Raw genomic sequence first — 19,069 nt, 5'->3', positions numbered from 1 at the left:
GTTCTAGAGAGTCGATGTGTGCGACGCTGGGTACGTGTGCGACCAGTCAGCACCGTTCGTCGAGGAGTCGGCTGCCGATCCGGCGTTGCGGAGGACACTGGCGGCCGCCGGTCTCCCGGCAATCGGGCACTTTCGTCCAAAGGCCGGCTGGGTCAGCCGCGTGTGGATCGGCGAAGAATACGTCGTACGACTGAACAACAACGAACAATTCCGCGGCGCGTATCGCCACGAAGCCACAGTCGTCAACCTGCTCGCCGACAGCGAGGTCCCACACGCCCGGCTACTCGCCCACGGCGACGGCCCGGACGGGCCGTGGTACATCTCCGAACGCCTGTCCGGGCGAACCCTGTACGAGGCATGGCCATCGGCGGACTCGCACACGCGTCAATCGATCATCGAGAGCCTTGGTGCTGCATTGCGCGCTCTGCACCAGGTTCCTGTCCCGGAGGGCCTGCTGCCGCCCTGGCTTGCGGCCGCGCTCGCCGGTAAGCCGTGGCCCGCGTTCCACCCACCCGTGGTGAGCGCGGCGCTCCAGCAAGTCGAGGCTGCCCGGCGACTGCCCAGTCATGATCCGCGCCTGCTGGCCGAAGTCGCCGATTGGATCCAGGAGCGGCTGGCGTTGTTCGCCGACGATGAACCGATCCTCGTCCATGGTGATTTACATGGATCCAACGTGATCGTCGACAACGGGCGCGTCACCGGTCTCATCGACTTCGCGGAGGCGTTGGCTCAGCCGGCAGATGTCGAGCTCGACACCATCCTGCGCTGGTGCGCAAAGGCGCGAGAGTACCCACCCACACCCGCCGAACAAGGACTCGACGAGACCACACTCACCGAGGTTCCCGGACGGCTGCACGGCGCGTATCCGGAGCTGTTCGAGTGCGAGCAGCTGCGCGAGCGGTTGAACTTCTATGACATGTGCGTGGAGCTCGCGCTCTACGCACACCACTCCCAGCCTGACATGCGCGAAGCGGCGCAGGGCCGCATCGCTCGCCTGCTTTCCGGCCATAACCATCTCGATGGACTCGTCTGGTAGCCCTGCACCCGAGTCTGGAACCCTTGATCGACACGCCTAGCCGATTCCGAGGTCCGCGTAGAGTGCCCGGACCAGGCCGATGCTGCGCGGATCCTGGCCACTCGTGCCGCCACCGAACACGTTCATCGTGTAGGCGTAGGAAACCCGGTTCTCCGGATCGGCGAAGGCATAGGAACCGCCCGCCCCGCCGTGCCCGAAGGCGCGCGGATTGGGCCCGGCCTGTCCCGCGCCGTTGAGCATGTACCCGAGCCCCCACGAAGTCGGCACTCCGGCACCGGCGAGCGGGCGGATCACGAAGTCCCGCTCGCCCGGCCTGCTCTGCTTGGTACGCATGGCTTCCATGGTCTGTTCGCCGACGAGTTTGCCGTTCGCGAGGGCCCCGTACACGGTGGCCAGACCACGCGCGGTGGCTTGGGCATTGGCCGCGGGCACTTCGGCCGAGCGGTATTCCGCGCTGTTCACATCCCCGGGCGGGGCATAGGTCAGCGCGGCGAACAACGCGGCGAGCGGGTGCTGGTCGATGGACCGGATCGGTTCGCTCGGCCGGTCCGGGAACATCCGCTCCAGCACGGACCGGTCCAGCATGCCGATCATGTCCGCGCACCGGTGCTGCTGTTCGAGCGGGGTTCCGACGTACAGATCCGCGCCGAGCGGTTCGGTGATCTCCTCGCGCAGGAAGCTGCCGAGCGTTCGCCCGGAGATCCGGCGCACCACCTCGCCGACGAGGAACCCGAAGGTCACCGCGTGATACCCCTGCGCGGCGCCCGGTTCCCACCACGGTTCGGTCGCGGCGAGCCGCGCGCACATGGTGTCCCAGTCCCGCACCTCGGTCTCGGCGAGCGGCTCGTGCGGCGCGATCAGCCCAGCGCGGTGGGAAAGCAGCCAGCGCACCGGAATCTCGCCCTTGCCCGCCTGCGCGAACTCCGGCCAGTACCGTGCCACCGGGGCGTCGAGGTCCAGCTCACCCCGATCCACGAGCAGGTGCGCGCACAGCGCGGTCATGCCCTTGGTCGTGGAGTACACGTTGACCAGAGTGTCCGCCTGCCACGACCGGCCGCGCCCGGCGTCCGCGTAGCCGCCCCAGAGATCGACGACGGTCTCCCCGCCCACGGTCACCGCGATCGCGGCGCCGACCTCGCCCCGCTCGGTGAAGTTCGCCTCGAACGCCGCCCGAAGCCGGTCGAATCCTGGTGCGCATGTCCCACTCAACGCCACGGTTCACCTCCATTTGTTACTTACCTTAGGTTACTATCACAGATATGCCGGGGAAGGCGGATACGCGCGAACTCACCCAGGCGGCTTCGGCGATGGCCTACGCGCTGACCCGCGGCCGCATCCACGAGCGGATGGCCGAATCCTGCGGGGTCCGCCTCGAACGCGCCTCGGCCGCGCTGCTGCGCACCCTGGCCAACGCGGGCACCCCGATGCGCACCAGCGATCTCGCCGAGCTGCTGCTGGTCCGCCCGCCGCACGTGACCCGGCAGGTCACCAGGCTCGCCGAGGAGGGTCTCGTGGAACGCGCCGCGCACGGCAGCGACCGGCGCGCCAACCTGGTGCACATCACCAGAAAGGGCAGGAATGTGGTGACGAAGCTGGACGCGGCGACCCACGCCTGGCTGGAAACCGTGCTGCACGAGGTACCCGCCGAGGATGTGCGCGCCGCCGCGCGGGTCATGCGCGCCGTGGCCGAAGGATGCGAGTCGTGATCTAGACTCGGTGGATGGCGCAGTACTACGACGTGCACCCGGAGAACCCGCAGCGGCGGAGCATCGGCAAAGCGGTCGACATCGTGCGCGGTGGCGGACTGATCGCCTATCCGACCGATTCCTGTTTCGCCCTCGGCGCGCAGCTCGGCAACAAGGACGGAATCGAGCGGATCCGGTCCATTCGCAAACTCGATGACCGCCACCATTTCACCCTGGTGTGTGAGAGTTTCGCGCAGCTCGGACAATTCGTACACATCAACACCGCGGTGTTCCGCGCGATCAAGGGCGCGACCCCGGGCAGTTACACCTTTATCGTGCCGGCATCCGACGAGGTGCCCCGGCGGATGATGCACCCGAAAAAGAAAACCGTCGGCGTGCGCATTCCCGATCACACGGTGGTGCACGCGCTGCTCGCCGAACTCGGCGAACCGCTGCTCTCCAGCACCCTGCTGCTTCCCGGGCACGAGGAACCGATGACCCAGGGCTGGGACATCAAGGAAGAACTCGATCACGTGGTCGACGCGGTGATCGACTCCGGCGAATGCGGGACCGAACCCACCACGGTGGTTGACTTCTCCTCCGGGGAGCCGGAAATCATCCGCTACGGCGCGGGGGACCCCAGCCGGTTCGAATGAATCGGGTGTAGGTGTCGAATTCGGTGACGGCCGCGAGGCCGAGCCGGTGCAACACGGCGGCACTGCGGTGGTTTCCGTGGATCACCCCGGCGAAGATATCCGTGGCCCGGCGCTCGGTCCGGCGTGCCGGATGACGGCGGCGCGGACGGTGGTGGCATAGCGCCTACTCCTCGAGGTGCGCGGTGACCCGGGCCAGGGTCGCGGCGGACTCGTCCCGGTGATCGCCGTAGCGGCCGAGGTGCTCGCGATTGCGGTCCAGGACGGCGTAGTAGGCGGGAGCATCGGCCACGGTGAGCCGGGTGAGCACGAGCCCCGGCAGCGCGGTGAACAGCCGCCGGGCAGGGCGACCCGGGAATCCGCTGAATCAGACCGTGGTGACCGCGATTCCGTGCTCGCGCAGGGCCGCCAGCTCGGATTCGGGTGCCTCGGCATCGGTGATCACCTCGTGCACCCCGGAGCTCGGGCAGATCTGCGCGAAGGCGACCTTGCCGATCTTGGAGGAATCGGCGACCACGACCACCCGCTCCGCACGCGTGGTCATCAGCCGGTTGATGTCCGCTTCCCCTTCGTGGCTGGCGTAGGCGCCCCGGCTCGGGTGCAACGCGTCCACTCCGAGGAAGAGGATGTCCATGTTCAGCTCGTCGATGATGCGCCCGGCGAGCGGCCCGGTGAGCTCGAAGGACTGCTGGCGCGCGACTCCGCCGGTGACCACGATCTTGATGTAGGGCCGCACCGCGAGCTCGCCCGCGATGTTCAGCGCATTGGTGACCACGGTGACGAGCGCGTCCTGCACCTCGGCGAGGTCGGTGCGCATCGCGACGGCGCGGGCGATCTCAGTCGTCGTGGTCCCGCCGTTGAGCCCGATGACCATGCCGGGGTGCACCAGTGCCGCGGCGTGCGCGCTGATCCGCTGCTTCTCCGGGGTGTGCCTGGCCGCCTTGTGCCGCAGTGGAAGGCCATAGGCCACATTGCTGGCGACCGCGCCGCCCCTCGTCCTGGTGAGCAACTGCTGTTCGGCCAGATGATCCAGGTCGCGACGTACGGTGGCGGCCGAGACGAGCAGCTCCTCGGCCATCTCCTCGACGTCGACCTTCTCTCTCCTGCCGACGATGTCGAGCAGGGTGGCCAGCCGTTCGTGCCTGTCCACGCGAACTCCCTACGGTGTGTCCTCGGCGTCGATATTCGCACACAACCTGCCGAGCAGCGCGCGCAACGAGCCGATTTCGGCCGCGGAAAGCCCCGAACGCACCCGGCGGTCGAATTCCCGCGCCGCTTCGGCGAGCTCGGCGAACCGCGCCTCACCCGCCTCGGTCAGCTCCACGATATGCACCCTCCGGTTCGCCGGATCACGGCGCCTGGTGATCAGCCCGGAGCGCTCCATCCCGTTGAGATGATGGGTCAGCGTCGCAGGCTCGATGCCGATCTCCGCCGCGAGCACGCGCTGGCTCGCCCCGGGATCGAGCTTCAGTTGGAGCAGCACGATCCAGGTCGAGAAGGAACCGCCGGCCGCATTCAGCGCCTCACCGAACCCGCGCCCGATGGCGCGTGACGCCCGGCCGACCGTGCGGCCGATGGGTTCCTCACCCTTGTGAAACATCGGGCAAGTCTAGCAAGTCCGTCTAATCATTAGACATCTAATGAGTTTAATTGCTTGCGCGCGCGCCACGATGCGTTACAGTGGTCGCCATGGGCACGCTCATGAACCTCTGATCCCGGGCTCTTCTGACGAGCAACCGGCATCGCCGCGCCACTTTCACTGAACGCGGCGAATACCAAGAAGGCAGGAAGTAGGCCGAACCAGCGAGAGCGACTCTTCATCGAAGACAAGCGGTTCGGCTTACTGGATGCCGGATTGGTATCTACCAACACAGTTCTGTTACGCGCACGTAGGACACGTGTATCCAAGAGCGTCTTTTCGAGGAGGTCCATCGTGACGAAATCCGTCAGCACACTCGCCGCCGAACTGCCGAGCGTCGAGGATATCCGCGCCGGTATGCACGGCAATATCCCCGGACAGCGGCCGACCGGCGAAAATGCCACACAGCACGGCGGGCGCCCACGGCAACGGGGTGCCAAGGGTGTGCTGAAAGCCAAGGGGCGCAAGGACAATGCCCCACCCGCCATACTGCGCAGGGGACAGAACCGCTAACTGTATTTCCCGGCGGCGTGGCCGCATTTCACCCGGCAGTCCGCTTGCACCGCGGCACCGGCACCGCCTCGCAGATCCATTCAGGATGGCCCCTCGCGGGTCAACAGCTCCACGAGGTGCATTGCGCGACGGTCGGCGAGCTGATCGAGCTGGGTGCGGCAGGAGAATCCGTCCGCCAGCACGACCGCCTCGCCGGCCTCGCGCACCGCGGGAAGCAGTGCGTTCTCGGCCACCTTGACCGAGACGTCGTAGTGTCCCCGCTCGACACCGAAATTGCCTGCGAGGCCACAGCATCCGCCGACCGGGCGCACCTGCGCACCGGACTGTTTCAGCAGTTCCTCATCGGCCTGCCAGCCGAGCACGGCGTGCTGATGACAGTGCGGCTGAGCGACGACCTCGGTCCCGCTCAGATCCGGCGGTGTCCACTGTGGACGGAACTTGCGCAGGAGTTCGGCAAGCGTGTACGTGGAACCGGCGATCTCCTCAACCCGTTCGAGCGGCATCTTCTTGGTGCCCCGCAACAGTTCCGCGGCATCGGAGCGGAACACGGCGGTGCACGAGGGTTCGAGGCCCACGATCGGGACACCGAGGCGTACGAACGGATCGAGCTCGCGCATCGAGCGGCGGATCATCCGGCGCGCGGTGCTCAGCTGCCCGGTGGAGATCCAGGTCAGCCCGCAGCAAACCGGTTTCTCGGTGATGTGCACGGCGAACCCGAGTGATTCGAGGAATCGCAGTGCGGTGACCGCGACCTCGGGCTGGAAGTAGTTGGTGAAGGTGTCCACCCAGAGCAGCACCGGGGACTGACCGTCCACACGGGAGTCCCCGGTGCGGTTCTGCGCGTACCAGGCGCGAAAGGTCTGCTCGGTGAACTGGGGCAGATCGCGGCGTTTGTCGATGCCGCCGAAGAATTTGGCGATCGCGGCGAGCCCGCGGTTGCCGAGCGCGCCGTTCGCGAGCTTCGGTGTCTTCGAGGCGAGCCGCGCCCAGCGGGGCAGCCACCCGAGGCTGTAGTGCGTGGCGGGCCGCGGCCGGTGCCGGTACGCCTGGTGCAGCGCCTCAGCCTTGTACGCGGCCATGTCCACCCCGGTCGGACAGTCCGAGGCGCATCCCTTGCAGGACAGGCACAAATCGAGCGCGTCCCGCACCTCGGGGGAACGCCAGCCGTTGCCGACGATCGAACCGTTCACCATTTCCTGCAGGATCCGCGCCCGGCCGCGGGTGGAGTCCTTCTCCTCACCGGTCGCCAGGTAGGAGGGACACATCACGCCACCGGAGTCGGTGGTGTCCGCCCGGCATTTCCCGACCCCGGTGCAGCGGTGCACCGCCTCGGAGAAATCCCCGTGGTCGTGCGCGAACCGCAACCCGAGCTTGCGGGTCACCGGTTTCGCCTCGGCCACCCGGATATCGGCGTGTACCGGGCGCGGGCGCACGATCACGCCCGGGTTCATCAGGTCGAGCGGATCGAAAATCCCTTTGACCGCACCGAAAAGCCCGATCACGTCCGGGGAGTACATCATCGGGAGCAGTTCTCCGCGCGCCCGGCCGTCCCCGTGTTCCCCGGACATCGAGCCGCCGTGCCGCGCGACGAGTTTGGCCGCCTCGAACAGGTACTCCCGGAACCGCGCGGGTCCACCGGTGCGGTCCAGCGGGAAATCGATCCGCGCGTGCACGCAGCCATCGCCGAAGTGCCCGTAGGGCATCGAGGTCAGGTCGAATTGCTTCAGCAGCTCCTCGAACTCTCGCAGATAGTCACCGAGCTGCTCCGGCGGAACCGCGGAGTCCTCCCAACCGGCGTGCGCGGGCCGATTCTCCATGGAGCGCGCGGAAAGCCCGGAACCGTCCTCGCGGATACGCCAGAGCGCGGCCGCCTCGCGCGGGTCGGTGACGATCATCGAATCGAGCGCGCCCGCCTCGCGGACCATGCGTGCGGCGAGCGCGGAGAGCTCCTCCATGCGCCGCCCGGCGAGCTCGACCATCAGCCAGCCCTTGCCCTTGGGCAGTGTGGGCACCCGGCCCGCACCCTTGCGTTCCTGCACCACGTCCACGATGCGCGCGTCCAGCCCCTCCATGGCGACCGGATTGTGCGGCAACAGCGCGGGGACCGCGTCCGCGGCCGCGGGCATGTCCGGGTAACCGAGCACGACGAGCACCGAATCGGTCGGCCGCTCGACCAGGTTCAGCGTTGCCTCGGTGACGATGCCGAGCGTGCCCTCGGTGCCCACCAGGGCCTTGGCGAGATTGAAGCCGTTCTCCGGAAGCAGGTGCTCGAGCGAATAGCCGGAGACCTGGCGGCGGAACCGGCCGAACTGGGTGCGCAGCGTGGCGAGGTTCTCCCGCACCAGATCCGAGAGCGCGGCGAGCGTCGGCGAATCGGCCGGGTCCATGCCCCGCATCGCGGTGATCCCCCGCCCCGTGCCGCTGAGCAGTTCGATGCTGACCACGTTGTCCGCGGTGCGCCCATACCCGAGCGCGCGCGAACCGCAGGCGTTGTTGCCGAGCATCCCGCCGAGCGTGGCGCGGTTGTGCGTGGAGGGATCCGGGCCGAACCGCAGCCCGTGCGGCGCCGCGGCCGCCTGCAGAGAATCGAGCACCACCCCGGGCTGCACGGTCGCGGTTCCCGCACGCGGATCGATGTCCAGTATCCGCGCGAAGTGCTTGGTGAAATCGAGGATGATGCCCTTACCGACCGCATTGCCCGCGATCGAGGTGCCCGCGCCGCGCGGCGTGATCGGGGTCTTGGTCTCCTCGGCGACCTTGACCACCGCCGCGACCTCGTCCAGATCGCGCGGCCGCACGATGGCCGCGGGCGGGACCCGGTACAGCGAGGCATCCGCCGAATACTCCGCGCGCGCGAGGCTCGACATGTCGAATTCCTCGATTCCCGCATCGCGTAACGCCCAGCCGAGATCCTCCATTGCGATTGCCTCGGTCACCGCTGACCTCTCCCTAGACTCTGTCGATCTCGTAGACCCTGTCGATCACGGGCAAGCATGCTTGGCGCGTATGCCCTGAACAACAGTGATGTGCATCTCTAGACCCAGCGCACCACGTTCGCCGGTGGTCGCTGTCCGAGCAGCGTAGCCACCATCTCGACCACCTGCCTGGTCTCCCGGACCTGATGGGCGCGGAACATCGCCGCCCCATCCCGTGCGGCCCAGCCGGTCGAGGCGAGCGTGCCGGTCACTCGCTCGTCGAGTTCGACATCCAGGGTTTCCCCGACGAAACCCTTGTTCGACATGGCCATCAGCACCGGCCAGCCGGTCTCGACCAGTTTGGGCACGTTCCGCAGTACCTCGAGGCTGTGGTGGCTGTTCTTGCCGAAATCCAGTGCCGGATCGATGAGAATACCCTCGCGCGGTACACCCTTGGTCACGGCGCGTTCGGCCTGCCCCACCAGATCGTCGACCACGGAGCCGACCACGTCCGCGTACTGCGGGCGCACCGGATCGGTCCGCGGCGCCAGTCCACCGGTATGGGCGCACACATACCCGGCCCCGTACTGCGCGGCCACCTCCACGATCTCCGGATCGACCCCGCCCCAGCTGTCGTTGATCAGGTCGGCACCCGCGGCACACATCCGGGCGGCCGCCTCGTGCCGCCAGGTATCCACACTGATCACCAGGTCCGGATAGGCCTCGCGGGCCCATTCGAGGGTCGGCAGCACCCGGTCGAGTTCCTGGGCCACGGTCACCTCGGGACCGGGGCTCGCGGGCACGCCACCGAGGTCGATCACATCGGCCCCCTCGGCGATGGACGAGCCGATCGCGGTGCGCGCCGCCTCGTCGGCGTAGGTGATCCCGTTGTCATAAAAGGAATCCGGCGTCCGGTTGACGATCGCCATGATCAGTGCGCGGTCCCTGGCCACAGTACGACCACGGAAGGTGAGCTCTGGCACCCGACCGTCCTCCTTATCGTTCGACGAGATAACGCATGAGCAGCGTATCCGCTTGCGTGAGCACCGAGTCCAACCGCAGCCGCGCGTCGACCGGTGCCCCCGCCGCGATACGTCCGGCAGGCCCGGAAAGCAGCATCGGCGCCAGCGTCAGCCGCAGCTCGTCCACCAGTCCCTTGGCGAGCAGCGAGCCGAACAAGGTCGGCCCGCCCTCACAGTCGATCCGGTGCAGCCCGCGTTCCTCCAGTGCCGCCCGCGCCACGCCCAGGTCCACCCGATCCCGCCCGGCCACGATCACCTCGGAACCGGTCCCCGCCCACGCCCTGCGCTGCTCGACGGGGGCATCACCGCAGGTCAGCACGATGCTCGGGACCAGGACATCGGTCAGCACCGGGGCATCCGGCGGCAGCGTCGGCCCTGTGCTCACCACCGCGATCGGGGCCACCGGAGCCAGCCCGTACTCCGCACGGCGGCGCGCGGTCAGTTCATCGGGACGCACCCCGTGGAACCCCTCGCCCACCGCCGTGCCCGCGCCGAGCAACACCACATCCGCCAGGTCGCTCCCCAGGTGGTAGACCACGCGATCGGGCGGCGTGGAGAGCGGAGCCGAATGCCCGCCCGATTCCACCGCCCCGTCCGCGCTCGATACGAAGTTCACCACCAGCCAGCGGTCCGGATAGGAATACCGCCGCTCGAGCGCCTGCTCATCGAGTTGGGCCTGCTCAGGCCAGATCTGCCACACATCCACCTCAATACCAGGCCGACCTCTATCCTGGTGGCCATGGCAACCAAATCGGCCCGTGGTCTGTTCGTCAAGCAAGCCCTGCGCAACCCGGGCGCGGTCGGAGCCGTGTGGCCATCATCGAGGCAGCTCGCCGACACCCTCGCCAAGATCGTGCCGACCAGGGGAAACCCCATCGTCGCCGAACTCGGTGCGGGCACCGGATCGGCCTGCGCGGCCATCGACGAACGCCTCCCCGAAGGTGGACGGCACTTCGCCGTCGAAATCGACCCGAGCATGGCCGACCACCTCGAACGCGAATACCCCTCCGTGACCGTGCTCCGCGGTGATGCCGCCGACCTCGGCAAACTGCTCGCCGAACACGGAGTCGACGAACTCGACGCCGTCGCGTGCGGGCTGCCCTGGTCCATCTTCGGTGACGCCAAACAGCGCGCCATCCTCGGCGAGATCCGCGCCATGCTGCCCAAACACGGATTCTTCGCCACCTTCACCTACCGGCACACCGCCATCCTCTCCGGGGCACGACGGTTCCGCGCATTGCTCGAGGAGAACTTCGACCAGGTGCACATCTCGCGCACCGTGGTGCGCAATGTCCCGCCCGCCTATGTGTACCTGTGCAGCGGGCGCCGCGAAGTGGAGCAATAGCGCCAAAACGGCGCCATGGCGACGATTCACGTTCGCATCGGCACGCTGATGAACCGCTGGCACCGCAGGGGACGGTGAGCCGCACACGAAACGGCCCCCGCGCCGGGGTTTTCCTGATCCTGCTCCCGCAACAGCAGAAGCAGGATCAGTTCGCACTACACTGCAGCAACCATACACGGTATCATCTTTGTATGACACATCCGATGACAGTGCGTCTTGATGACGAGACTCAGCAGAAGCTCGCGGAGCTCGCCGAGCAGCAGCCGAGCACGTCAGCGGCGGTCAAGGACGCCATTCACGAAGCCTGGCAGCACTTGCAGGAGACGAAGCTGGATACCGCGTACGCGGCCGCGGTAGCTGACAACCCCGCGTTCCCCTACGAATCAGAGACCGAACGCGAGACGCTGCGAGCTCGACGGAACCGCCGTGAGGCACGTTCGTGACAGCACCCCTGCGCGGACAGGTCTATTGGGCCGACCTCGGCTACGGCCGCAAACCGTGGTTGATCATCTCGAACAACGGCCGCAACCGCAGACTCTCCGATGTGCTCGCGGTACGAGTGACGACCACTCCGCGAGAACTGCCCACCTGGGTGCCGCTGACCCACGAAGACCCAGTGACCGGAATGGTGAACACCGACAATATCGAGACGCTCTCGAAAGACGAACTGGGCGACTACGCGGGCACGCTCTGCTCAGGAACGCTCATGAAAGTGAACAATGCGCTGCTGATCTCATTGGCGATTCCGCGCTGAGCCAGCCGCACACACGAAACGGCCCCCGCACCGGAGTTCTCCTGATGCGAGGGCCGTTTTGGCTGGTGTGGCGGCTGAAGGGTTCGAACCTTCGTAGGCAATGCCGACAGATTTACAGTCTGCTCCCTTTGACCACTCGGGCAAGCCGCCTTGCTGCGGCCACTTGGTGACCGCGCGAAGTACGATACCAACGACTCCGGGCGGTCCGCACGGGGGGTGGGCAGACTACGATCGGCTGGCGAACAGACCAGGATGCCGTGCAGGTCGCGGCGGGAAGGGGCGATGACGATGGCCGATCCGTCGTTCGACGTGGTGAGCAAGGTCGACCGGCAGGAAGCCGACAACGCACTGAACCAGGCGGCCAAGGAGCTCTCGACGAGGTTCGACTTCCGTGGGGTGAACGCGGACATCTCCTGGGCCGGTGAGGAGGCGGTGACGATCGTCGCGGACACGGAGGAGCGGGTACGCGCCGCGCTCGAGGTGTTCAAGGAGAAGCTGGTCAAGCGCCACATCTCGCTGAAGTCTTTCGATGCGGGCGAACCGGAGCTCTCCGGCAAGGCGTACCGGATCAAGGGCACGATCGTCCAGGGAATCGAGCAGGACAAGGCGAAGCAGATCTCGAAGTATCTGCGCGATGAGGCCCCGAAGGGCATCCAGGCGCAGATCCAGGGCGACCAGCTGCGGGTGACCGGCAAGAAAAAAGATGCGCTGCAGGACGCGATCGCGCTGCTGAAGAACAAGGACTTCGGCATAGCACTGCAATTCACGAACTACCGCTGAGGAATCCGATGAAAGGTATTGTGCTCGCCGGAGGTTCGGGAACGCGGTTGCACCCGATCACGCTGGCCACCTCGAAGCAGCTGCTTCCGGTGTACGACAAGCCGATGATCTACTACCCGATCTCGGTGCTGATGCTGGCCGGGATCCGGGACATCCTGCTCATCTCGACGCCGTCCGATCTGCCGAATTTCCAGCGCCTGCTCGGCGACGGGAGCCAGTTCGGGTTGAGCATTTCGTACGCGGCACAACCGGAACCGAACGGGCTGGCCGAGGCATTCGTGATCGGTGAGGAATTCGTCGGAAACGACAGCGTCGCGCTCGTGCTCGGGGACAATATTTTCTACGGAAAAGGGTTCGGGAACGTCCTGCACAAGCAGGCCGCCGAATTGGAAGGCTGCGTGCTTTTCGGATATCCGGTCAAGGATCCGAGCCGGTACGGTGTCGGTGAATGCGATGAGGACGGCAAGCTCGTCTCGTTGCAGGAGAAACCGGAGAACCCGCGCTCGAACCGGGCGATCACCGGCCTTTATTTCTACGACAACGAAGTCGTCGAGATCGCGAAGAACCTGAAGCCCTCGCCGCGTGGCGAGCTGGAGATCACCGATGTCAATCTGGCGTACATGAACGCGGGGCGGGCACGGCTGATCGATCTCGGCCGCGGGTTCGCCTGGCTGGACACCGGAACCCACGATTCGCTGCTCGAAGCGGGCCAGTTCGTGCAGGTGCTCGAACACCGCACCGGGGTGCGGATCGCGTGCCCGGAGGAGATCGCGCTGAAGATGGGCTACATCAGCGCCCAGGAATGCCTGGCACTCGGCGAGAAACTCGCGAAGACCGGGTACGGCGAATACATCGTGAACCTGGCCAGGCCTTTGCTCTAACCGCGGCCCATCCGCTCCAGCCGCGCGATCCGGTCGGCGATCGGCGGGTGCGTGGAGAACATCTTGGACAGGCCTTCCGGGCGGAACGGGTTCGCGATCATCAGGTGCGCCTGGGAGACGACCTTGGGTTCCTGGACGAGCGGGGCGGCCCGGGTGCCGTGCTCGAGTTTGCGCAGGGCGGAGGCGAGCGCGAGCGGGTCCCCGGTGAGCTCCGCGCCGGACTGGTCGGCCTGATACTCGCGAGACCGGCTGATCGCCATCTGCACCACGGCGGCCGCGATCGGGCCGAGCAGCGCCATCAGCAGCATGACGAGCGGGTTCGGCCGGTCGTCGTCCCCGCCGAAGCCGAACAGGCCCGCGAACATGGCGAGGTTGGCGAGCATGGAGACCAGCGAGGCCATGGCACCCGCGACACAGGAGATCAGGATGTCGCGGTTGTAGACGTGCGACAGCTCATGCCCGAGTACGGCGCGCAGTTCGCGCTCATCGAGCAGTTCGAGGATGCCGTTGGTGGCGCACACCGCGGCGTGCCGTGGGCTGCGCCCGGTCGCGAAGGCGTTGGGCGCGGCGGTCGGCGAGACGAACAGTGCGGGCATCGGCTGGCGTGCCTTGGAGGCGAGCTCACGCACGATCCGGTACATGGTCGGCTGCTGGGCCTCGGAGACCGGCTGGGCGCGCATGGCCCGCAGGGCGAGCGTCGCGGAGTTGAAGTAGGTATAGGCGTTCATCGCCAGCGCCACGACCACGGCGATGATCAGGCCGGTCCGCCCGAACAAGGAACCGATCAGCACGATGAGCGCACTCATCCCGCCAAGCAGCACGGCGGTCTTCAGCCCATTGAAATGCTTGTGCACGGCGTTCCTTTCCGGATTCCTCCCCTTTTTTCACAGCTCGTGTCTTCAACGGCTGTGCCCGGCCGTCAGGTTCCCGCCCGCCAGTATGTGGTCGGTCGCACCCGGTCACGCGGCAGCCCGGCCTCGAGCAGGAACCGGCGCAGCTCGTGCATGACCGTGCGCTCCCCGGCCAGCCAGACGTCCAGGCCCGGCTCCAGCTCGATCCCCGCCAGCGCGGCACGCAGGCGGCCGGGATCGGCGAGCTCACCGCCCTCGCGGTGCACCCAGGTCACCGGAACCGGCATGGGCTGGCGTTCGGCCTCACCGGCGATCTCGACCAGGACCGTGACCGGGATCGCCGGGTCCAGCTCGGGCAGGGTCGCCTGGATCGCGGGCAGCGCGCTCTCGTCCCCGATCAGCAGGTAACCACTCGCCTCCGGGTCCGGTTCGTAGGCCGGGGACGGCCCGACGAAGATCAGCTCGTCCCCGGGGCGCGCATCCCTGGCCCAGGTAGCGGCCGGGCCTGCCTCGGCGTGCAGCACGAAGTCGATGTCCAGCTCGGTGGTCCGGACATCGAAGCGGCGGATCGTGTAGCTGCGCATCTCCGGGCGCACCGTGGCGAACGCGGCCCGCGCGGTGGTCGCGGTGAGCGGATCGGGCAGTTCGGCTTCCTCGGCGTAGAAGTACAGCACCACGTGCGAATCGGTGCCCGCGTTCACGAACTCGCCGAGGTCGCCACCACACAGGGTGACTCGCTGCATCCCCGGGGTGATTCGTTCGGTGCGCGAGACCGGCGCGCGGAACAGCCGCGTCTGCGTGGGCCGGGCCCTTCTCCTGCTGCGTTGTTTCGTACCGCTCACCGGTGAAATGCTAAAGCCATGCTGTTCTCCTTCGAGGGCAAGACCCCGGACGTGCACGAGGACGCGTGGATCGCGCCGACCGCCACCCTGATCGGCGAGGTGACCGTGGAGGCGGGCGCCTCGGTCTGGTACGGCGCGGTGCTGCGCGCCGACTTCGGTCCGATCCGCATCGAGGAACGGGCGAACGTCCAGGACAACACCGTGATCCACTGCGCGAGCGCGGGCACCGTCATCGGCCGCGGCGCCACCGTCGGGCATTCCTGCGTGGTGCACGAGGCGCAGGTGGGAGCCGGTGCCCTCATCGGCAACGGCTCGACCGTGCTCGATGGGGCCACCGTCGGCGAGGCGGCCCTCATCGCGGCCGGTGCCCTGATCCCACCGGGCGCCGAGATCCCCGCGGGCATGACCGCCATGGGCGCACCGGCCAAGCGGATCGAGCCGATGAGCGACACGGCGCGCGAGTGGGTGGAGAACAACAGCCGCATCTACGCCGAACTCGCCGCGCGGCATCGGGCGGGCACTCGGGAGGTCTGAGACCGGCGAACGGTTCAGTCGTCGGCCATCACGGTGTACACCCGCACCTCCGCGGGCACCCCCTTCGCACGGAACCACAGGCGTTTGCGCAGTTCATGACGGTCGAGATCGAGCTGCTCGTACATGCTGGACGAGACGAGCACCTCACCGGGCGCGGCCGCAGCGGCGACCCGGGCGGCGATGTTCACATCCGCGCCGAAGTAGTCCCCGCCCAGTTTGCTCGGCTTGCCGAGGTGTGCACCGCAGCGCATCCGGGGCCGGCTCCCGTTGCTGGCCAGCGCGTCCACCGCGTCCCTGGCCCCGATCATGAACTCGAGGGCGCCGCCGGGTTCGGCGAACACCGCCATCAGACCGTCCCCGAGGCGTTTCACCAGCCTGCCGCCATGTATTCCGATCATCGGCTCGACCTCGGCGCTCACCTCGCGCAACAGGGCCAGCGCGGCATCGTCGCCCACCTTGAGCGTCCAGTCGGAGAACTTGCCGAGATCGGTGAACACCAGGCTCACATCCGCGGTGCCGACCGCGTTCGGCTGCGAGGAGGCGTAGGCCTGCCACACCTGCAGCGCGCCGAGCCCGAACTCCCGCAGGGCACTCGGTTTCCGGTTCGCCAGATTGGCCAGCTGCTGGCCGAGCACATTCGAGGTGCGCGATCCGCTCACCGAGAGCGGGTCGCCGTAGCCGGGATCCCCGGGGAGCAGGGTACGCACCCGTTCCACGAACGCGAGCAGCCTCGGATGCTGGTCGAGATACTCCAGCACCCGGCGACCGCGAGTGAATTGTCGAGCCACCCTTCACATACTGCCAGTACGTCGTGAACTCGCTTGCTCGGTGCGCACGCTCGCGAGCAAGATCACCGGATGAGCGAGGTCCGCGCGGCCACTCCCGCAGACGCCGAAGGTATCGCCAGGGCGCAGATTCGTGCCTGGCAGCACGCTTACGCGGGACTGATGCCCGAGGAATTCCTGCGCACCCTCTCGGTGCTAGACCGGGCAAGCGATCTGCGCGCGAAACTCACCCGCACGGGCGGGGCCCGCACCCTGGTCGCGGTCGAGGAGGGCAGCGTGCTCGGTTTCGCCGGCCATGGCCCGGACCGGGGAGAGGCGGGCATCGGCGAGCTGTACGCGCTGTACCTGGATCCGGACCATTGGCGGCGCGGAATCGGCACCCTGCTGCACGCCGCGGCGCTGCGCGAGCTGCAGGAGACGGGCCATCGGGAAGCGGTCGTGTGGCTACTCGACGGGAACGAGCGGGCGCACCGGTTCTACGAAGCGCACGGCTGGCGCGCGGATGGGGCACGCAAGCAGGAGTCGATCCGGGGCAGCCCACCACTGGAGGAGATCCGGCTGCACCGCTTGCTGGCGTGAAGCGGAACTCGCGCGCCGCCTCGCGCGTTCCCAGCGCATGCAGACGGCATTGGCCTTCGCGATCCCGGGCGGGGTCCTCGCAGTCGTCCTGGTCGGCGCCTACGAACTGCTCCGCAAGCGCAGGCGCAAGACCGGCGGAACCCCGGTGACCGCGAGCTACTTCAACGAGGTCACCGCGATCTTCTACGGCAGCAAGCGCAACGAGCTCGAACACCAGGACTCGGTCTCGCTGATGCGCGAGGAACAGGCCGAAGGCGCGCCGCCCCGCAATGGGATGGACCTGGATCAGGGAACGGCGAGCCTGCGGCGGCCGTTTACCCGCTGAGCCGCCCGGTGCTCAGGAAGTTCTCCATCGCGGCGATGTACTCCGCGGTGTGCAGGCCGTTCTCGGTGAGCCAGGCATCGTCGTAGTAGGTGTGCTGATAGCGCTCACCGCCGTCACAGAGCAGGGTGACCACGCTGCCCCGCTGCCCGGCGCGCAGCATCCGCTCGATCACGGTGAACGCGCCCCACAGGTTGGTCCCGGTGGACCCACCGGCCCAGTGCCCGGTGCGCTCGCGCAGTAGCCGGATGGCGGCCATGGACGCGGCATCGGGCACCACGAACATGTCGTCGATGACCTGCGGCAGGAAGGACGGTTCGCAGCGCGGCCGCCCGATCCCCTCGATCCGCGAGGGCATCCCGGTCGCGTAGTCGAGCGCCCCGGTCTCCCAGGCACCGAAGAAGGAGGAGTTCTCCGGATCGACAACGGCGAGCCTGGTCTCGTGCCTGCGATAGCGGATGTAGCGCCCGAAGGTCGCGCTCGTCCCGCCGGTTCCCGCACCGACCACGATCCACTCCGGGACCGGATACCGCTCCAGGTTCATCTGCTCGAACACGGATTCGGCGATGTTGTTGTTCCCGCGCCAGTCGGTCGCGCGCTCGGCGTAGGTGAACTGGTCGAGGTAGTAGCCGTGGCATTCGGCGGCGAGCCGCTCGGCCTCGCTGTAGATCGCCGGCGGCGAGTCCACGAAATGACAGCGCCCGCCGTAGAACTCGATCAGCTCGATCTTCTGCCTGCTGGTCTTGCGGGGGACGACGGTGACGAATTCGAGCCCGAGCATCCGCGCGAAGTACGCCTCGGAGACCGCGGTCGAGCCGCTCGAAGCCTCGATGAGCACGGTGTCCGCGGAGATGTTCCCGTTCACCAGCCCGTAGAGCAGCAGGGAGCGGGCGAGCCGGTGCTTGAGCGAACCGGTCGGGTGCACCGATTCGTCCTTGAGGTAAAGGTCGATTCCCCAGCTCGCAGGCAGCGGGAACACGTGCAGATGGGTGTCGGCGCTGCGGTTCGCATCGGCCTCGAGCACCCGGATGGCGTTCGCGACCCATTCGCGATCGGTCACTGACCACCCCGGAGCTCGGCGCGCAGCCGCTCACGCTCGGCGTCCCGGTTCGCCGTGCGGGCGGCGAGCGCGGCCGTGGTCCGGTTGCGCAGCCCGCGGAAGGCGAACACGGAGATCGGGAAGGCCACGATGATCGCGACCGGGAGGGAGACGAGCAGCGGAACACCGATGAGCGTGAGCACCGCCGTCACCACGGCGATGATGACGATCCGCGCGAGCGTGTACAGCGCGAGATTGCCCCAGAGCCCGCCGGACGGCCGTGCTGCTTCCTGTTGCCCTTCACTCACGTTCGCCAAGGATACCCGCACTCTCCTCGCTCGAATTCGGCCTGCTCTCGAACCGGGTGGAGAGCACGACGGTGGTACGTGTCCTGCCCACCCCGCCGATGCGCCGCAACCGCCCGAGGGAGAGTTCGAGCTCGTCCACCGTGCCGACCCGCACCTTCACGATGAACGCCTCCTCACCGGCGACCCGGTAGCAGGACTCCACCTCGGCCAGCCGCTCCAGCTCGTCGGCGACCTCCTCGTCATCGGCATTGTCGGTGGGCTGGATCCCGACGAGCGCGGTCACCCCGAGTCCGATGGCGCGCGGGTCGACGACCGCGTGATAGCCGACGATCACACCGGAGTTCTCCAGCTTGGCGACCCGCTCGTGCGCCGAGGAAGCGGAGAGCCCGACCGCCCTGCCCAGTTCGGCGTAGGTGGCCCTGCCGTCCTCGCGGAGGATGGCGATGAGTTTCCGGTCGATCGCGTCCACGGAACGAGAGTACTGTGCCGGTGGATACCGATCCGGCCTCCGGTAAGCCGAGTCGGCCTGCCTCCGGGCCTTCTTGGTAAAGCGGACAACGGATTCGTGTACGAGCGGTGTGAACTG

General features: G+C 67.5%; 25 protein-coding genes and 1 tRNA gene. 12 read left to right on the top strand and 14 right to left on the bottom strand.

Going from position 1 to position 19,069, the window contains the following annotated elements; genetic code table 11:
• The first annotated feature begins 34 nt into the window (after positions 1-34).
• On the top strand, positions 35-1,036 hold the full coding sequence (locus A37U_RS0134250) for a phosphotransferase family protein (RefSeq protein ID WP_020501177.1): 1,002 nt from the start codon (positions 35-37) through the stop codon (positions 1,034-1,036).
• A gap of 36 nt (positions 1,037-1,072) precedes the next feature.
• On the opposite strand, the gene A37U_RS0134245 is transcribed toward A37U_RS0134250, so the two are convergent.
• A complete protein-coding gene (locus A37U_RS0134245) occupies positions 1,073-2,251 on the bottom strand; it encodes a serine hydrolase domain-containing protein (RefSeq protein WP_020501176.1) in 1,179 nt (392 codons plus the stop codon).
• Positions 2,252-2,295: 44 nt separating this feature from the next.
• Between A37U_RS0134245 and A37U_RS46785 the strand changes: the two genes are divergently transcribed.
• Positions 2,296-2,742, top strand: a complete 447-nt coding sequence (locus A37U_RS46785; protein WP_020501175.1) for a MarR family winged helix-turn-helix transcriptional regulator — start codon at positions 2,296-2,298, stop codon at positions 2,740-2,742.
• Between the two features lie 14 nt (positions 2,743-2,756).
• Positions 2,757-3,377 (top strand): L-threonylcarbamoyladenylate synthase, encoded by a 621-nt coding sequence (locus A37U_RS0134235; protein ID WP_020501174.1) that lies wholly within the window; start codon positions 2,757-2,759, stop codon positions 3,375-3,377.
• 163 nt (positions 3,378-3,540) lie between these two features.
• On the opposite strand, the gene A37U_RS52175 is transcribed toward A37U_RS0134235, so the two are convergent.
• Genes A37U_RS52175 through A37U_RS0134220 form a run of 3 tightly spaced genes read right to left on the bottom strand, consistent with a single transcriptional unit; the run spans position 3,541 to position 4,974 of the window.
• Complete coding sequence (locus tag A37U_RS52175; protein ID WP_020501173.1) at positions 3,541-3,684, bottom strand: hypothetical protein; 144 nt, start codon at positions 3,682-3,684, stop codon at positions 3,541-3,543.
• Positions 3,685-3,741: 57 nt separating this feature from the next.
• Entirely contained in the window at positions 3,742-4,524 is a 783-nt protein-coding gene (locus tag A37U_RS0134225; RefSeq protein ID WP_020501172.1) for a DeoR/GlpR family DNA-binding transcription regulator, read from the bottom strand.
• 9 nt (positions 4,525-4,533) lie between these two features.
• Positions 4,534-4,974: a MarR family winged helix-turn-helix transcriptional regulator gene (locus tag A37U_RS0134220; RefSeq protein ID WP_020501171.1), complete on the bottom strand. Its 441-nt coding sequence runs from the start codon at positions 4,972-4,974 to the stop codon at positions 4,534-4,536.
• Positions 4,975-5,307: 333 nt separating this feature from the next.
• On the opposite strand from A37U_RS0134220, the gene A37U_RS0134215 reads away from it, so the two are divergent.
• Positions 5,308-5,526, top strand: a complete 219-nt coding sequence (locus tag A37U_RS0134215; protein ID WP_020501170.1) for a hypothetical protein — start codon at positions 5,308-5,310, stop codon at positions 5,524-5,526.
• 80 nt (positions 5,527-5,606) lie between these two features.
• Here the strand turns inward: A37U_RS0134215 and A37U_RS0134205 are convergent, their stop codons facing one another.
• The 3 genes from A37U_RS0134205 to A37U_RS0134195 form a co-directional block, all read right to left on the bottom strand.
• Positions 5,607-8,444 carry an FAD-binding and (Fe-S)-binding domain-containing protein gene (locus tag A37U_RS0134205; protein WP_020501169.1) on the bottom strand — a complete coding sequence of 946 codons (2,838 nt, stop codon included), beginning with the start codon at positions 8,442-8,444 and terminating at the stop codon, positions 5,607-5,609.
• A 116-nt stretch (positions 8,445-8,560) separates the two neighbouring features.
• Positions 8,561-9,424, bottom strand: a complete 864-nt coding sequence (folP, locus tag A37U_RS0134200; RefSeq protein ID WP_020501168.1) for a dihydropteroate synthase — start codon at positions 9,422-9,424, stop codon at positions 8,561-8,563.
• A gap of 13 nt (positions 9,425-9,437) precedes the next feature.
• Positions 9,438-10,169 (bottom strand): dihydrofolate reductase family protein, encoded by a 732-nt coding sequence (locus A37U_RS0134195; RefSeq protein ID WP_020501167.1) that lies wholly within the window; start codon positions 10,167-10,169, stop codon positions 9,438-9,440.
• A 33-nt stretch (positions 10,170-10,202) separates the two neighbouring features.
• On the opposite strand from A37U_RS0134195, the gene A37U_RS0134190 reads away from it, so the two are divergent.
• The 3 genes from A37U_RS0134190 to A37U_RS0134180 all read left to right on the top strand — a co-directional run bounded on the left by A37U_RS0134190 (position 10,203) and on the right by A37U_RS0134180 (position 11,562).
• Entirely contained in the window at positions 10,203-10,808 is a 606-nt protein-coding gene (locus A37U_RS0134190; RefSeq protein WP_020501166.1) for a class I SAM-dependent methyltransferase, read from the top strand.
• Between the two features lie 203 nt (positions 10,809-11,011).
• Positions 11,012-11,251 (top strand): hypothetical protein, encoded by a 240-nt coding sequence (locus A37U_RS0134185; RefSeq protein ID WP_020501165.1) that lies wholly within the window; start codon positions 11,012-11,014, stop codon positions 11,249-11,251.
• Positions 11,248-11,562 carry a type II toxin-antitoxin system PemK/MazF family toxin gene (locus A37U_RS0134180; protein ID WP_020501164.1) on the top strand — a complete coding sequence of 105 codons (315 nt, stop codon included), beginning with the start codon at positions 11,248-11,250 and terminating at the stop codon, positions 11,560-11,562. Before A37U_RS0134185 ends, A37U_RS0134180 begins: the two co-directional genes overlap by 4 nt.
• Before the next feature lie 68 nt (positions 11,563-11,630).
• Here the strand turns inward: A37U_RS0134180 and A37U_RS0134175 are convergent.
• Positions 11,631-11,712 (bottom strand) — tRNA-Tyr (locus A37U_RS0134175).
• A 138-nt stretch (positions 11,713-11,850) separates the two neighbouring features.
• On the opposite strand from A37U_RS0134175, the gene A37U_RS0134170 reads away from it, so the two are divergent.
• Together A37U_RS0134170 and rfbA are read left to right on the top strand one after the other, a co-directional pair.
• A complete protein-coding gene (locus A37U_RS0134170; protein ID WP_026197911.1) occupies positions 11,851-12,342 on the top strand; it encodes a YajQ family cyclic di-GMP-binding protein in 492 nt (163 codons plus the stop codon).
• 8 nt (positions 12,343-12,350) lie between these two features.
• Complete coding sequence (rfbA, locus tag A37U_RS0134165) at positions 12,351-13,223, top strand: glucose-1-phosphate thymidylyltransferase RfbA (protein WP_020501162.1); 873 nt, start codon at positions 12,351-12,353, stop codon at positions 13,221-13,223.
• Here rfbA and htpX read toward each other — a convergent pair.
• Together htpX and A37U_RS46780 are read right to left on the bottom strand one after the other, a co-directional pair.
• Positions 13,220-14,077: a zinc metalloprotease HtpX gene (gene htpX, locus A37U_RS0134160; protein WP_020501161.1), complete on the bottom strand. Its 858-nt coding sequence runs from the start codon at positions 14,075-14,077 to the stop codon at positions 13,220-13,222. The two genes, rfbA and htpX, sit on opposite strands and share 4 nt — an antisense overlap.
• A gap of 65 nt (positions 14,078-14,142) precedes the next feature.
• The gene (locus A37U_RS46780; RefSeq protein ID WP_157183190.1) at positions 14,143-14,916 is read right to left on the bottom strand and encodes a siderophore-interacting protein; all 774 of its coding nucleotides are present in this window, start codon (positions 14,914-14,916) and stop codon (positions 14,143-14,145) included.
• Between the two features lie 18 nt (positions 14,917-14,934).
• Between A37U_RS46780 and A37U_RS0134150 the strand changes: the two genes are divergently transcribed.
• Entirely contained in the window at positions 14,935-15,450 is a 516-nt protein-coding gene (locus A37U_RS0134150) for a gamma carbonic anhydrase family protein (protein ID WP_020501159.1), read from the top strand.
• Positions 15,451-15,464: 14 nt separating this feature from the next.
• On the opposite strand, the gene A37U_RS0134145 is transcribed toward A37U_RS0134150, so the two are convergent.
• Positions 15,465-16,238: an adenylate/guanylate cyclase domain-containing protein gene (locus A37U_RS0134145; RefSeq protein ID WP_240437772.1), complete on the bottom strand. Its 774-nt coding sequence runs from the start codon at positions 16,236-16,238 to the stop codon at positions 15,465-15,467.
• Positions 16,239-16,307: 69 nt separating this feature from the next.
• On the opposite strand from A37U_RS0134145, the gene A37U_RS0134140 reads away from it, so the two are divergent.
• Positions 16,308-16,814, top strand: a complete 507-nt coding sequence (locus tag A37U_RS0134140; protein WP_020501157.1) for a GNAT family N-acetyltransferase — start codon at positions 16,308-16,310, stop codon at positions 16,812-16,814.
• A gap of 37 nt (positions 16,815-16,851) precedes the next feature.
• Positions 16,852-17,139 carry a DUF6191 domain-containing protein gene (locus A37U_RS0134135; RefSeq protein ID WP_020501156.1) on the top strand — a complete coding sequence of 96 codons (288 nt, stop codon included), beginning with the start codon at positions 16,852-16,854 and terminating at the stop codon, positions 17,137-17,139.
• Here the strand turns inward: A37U_RS0134135 and cds1 are convergent.
• The 3 genes from cds1 to A37U_RS0134120 are packed head-to-tail and all read right to left on the bottom strand — an operon-like array spanning position 17,129 to position 18,952.
• Positions 17,129-18,196 (bottom strand): L-cysteine desulfhydrase Cds1, encoded by a 1,068-nt coding sequence (gene cds1 / locus A37U_RS0134130; RefSeq protein ID WP_020501155.1) that lies wholly within the window; start codon positions 18,194-18,196, stop codon positions 17,129-17,131. The genes A37U_RS0134135 and cds1 overlap by 11 nt on opposite strands.
• Positions 18,193-18,483 carry a DUF4229 domain-containing protein gene (locus tag A37U_RS0134125; protein WP_020501154.1) on the bottom strand — a complete coding sequence of 97 codons (291 nt, stop codon included), beginning with the start codon at positions 18,481-18,483 and terminating at the stop codon, positions 18,193-18,195. The genes cds1 and A37U_RS0134125 overlap by 4 nt, the downstream gene beginning before the upstream one ends.
• Positions 18,476-18,952 (bottom strand): Lrp/AsnC family transcriptional regulator, encoded by a 477-nt coding sequence (locus A37U_RS0134120; RefSeq protein ID WP_020501153.1) that lies wholly within the window; start codon positions 18,950-18,952, stop codon positions 18,476-18,478. Before A37U_RS0134120 ends, A37U_RS0134125 begins: the two co-directional genes overlap by 8 nt.
• Positions 18,953-19,069: the final 117 nt, after the last annotated feature.

Source organism: Sciscionella marina DSM 45152, assembly GCF_000379465.1.
Classification (GTDB): domain Bacteria; phylum Actinomycetota; class Actinomycetes; order Mycobacteriales; family Pseudonocardiaceae; genus Sciscionella; species Sciscionella marina.
Note: the sequence above shows the minus strand (reverse complement) of the source record. Positions and strands in the feature narration are given on the sequence as shown.

Bases quoted from the DNA above. Each gene is read 5' to 3' on its own strand.
- A37U_RS46785 (WP_020501175.1), top strand. From the start codon at position 2,296: ATGCCGGGGAAGGCGGATACGCGCGAACTCACCCAGGCGGCTTCGGCG.
- A37U_RS0134235 (WP_020501174.1), top strand. From the start codon at position 2,757: ATGGCGCAGTACTACGACGTGCACCCGGAGAACCCGCAGCGGCGGAGC.
- A37U_RS0134220 (WP_020501171.1), bottom strand. From the start codon at position 4,974: ATGTTTCACAAGGGTGAGGAACCCATCGGCCGCACGGTCGGCCGGGCG.
- A37U_RS0134205 (WP_020501169.1), bottom strand. From the start codon at position 8,444: ATGGAGGATCTCGGCTGGGCGTTACGCGATGCGGGAATCGAGGAATTC.
- A37U_RS0134190 (WP_020501166.1), top strand. From the start codon at position 10,203: ATGGCAACCAAATCGGCCCGTGGTCTGTTCGTCAAGCAAGCCCTGCGC.
- A37U_RS0134185 (WP_020501165.1), top strand. From the start codon at position 11,012: ATGACAGTGCGTCTTGATGACGAGACTCAGCAGAAGCTCGCGGAGCTC.
- A37U_RS0134170 (WP_026197911.1), top strand. From the start codon at position 11,851: ATGGCCGATCCGTCGTTCGACGTGGTGAGCAAGGTCGACCGGCAGGAA.
- rfbA (WP_020501162.1), top strand. From the start codon at position 12,351: ATGAAAGGTATTGTGCTCGCCGGAGGTTCGGGAACGCGGTTGCACCCG.
- A37U_RS0134150 (WP_020501159.1), top strand. From the start codon at position 14,935: ATGCTGTTCTCCTTCGAGGGCAAGACCCCGGACGTGCACGAGGACGCG.
- A37U_RS0134140 (WP_020501157.1), top strand. From the start codon at position 16,308: ATGAGCGAGGTCCGCGCGGCCACTCCCGCAGACGCCGAAGGTATCGCC.
- A37U_RS0134135 (WP_020501156.1), top strand. From the start codon at position 16,852: ATGCAGACGGCATTGGCCTTCGCGATCCCGGGCGGGGTCCTCGCAGTC.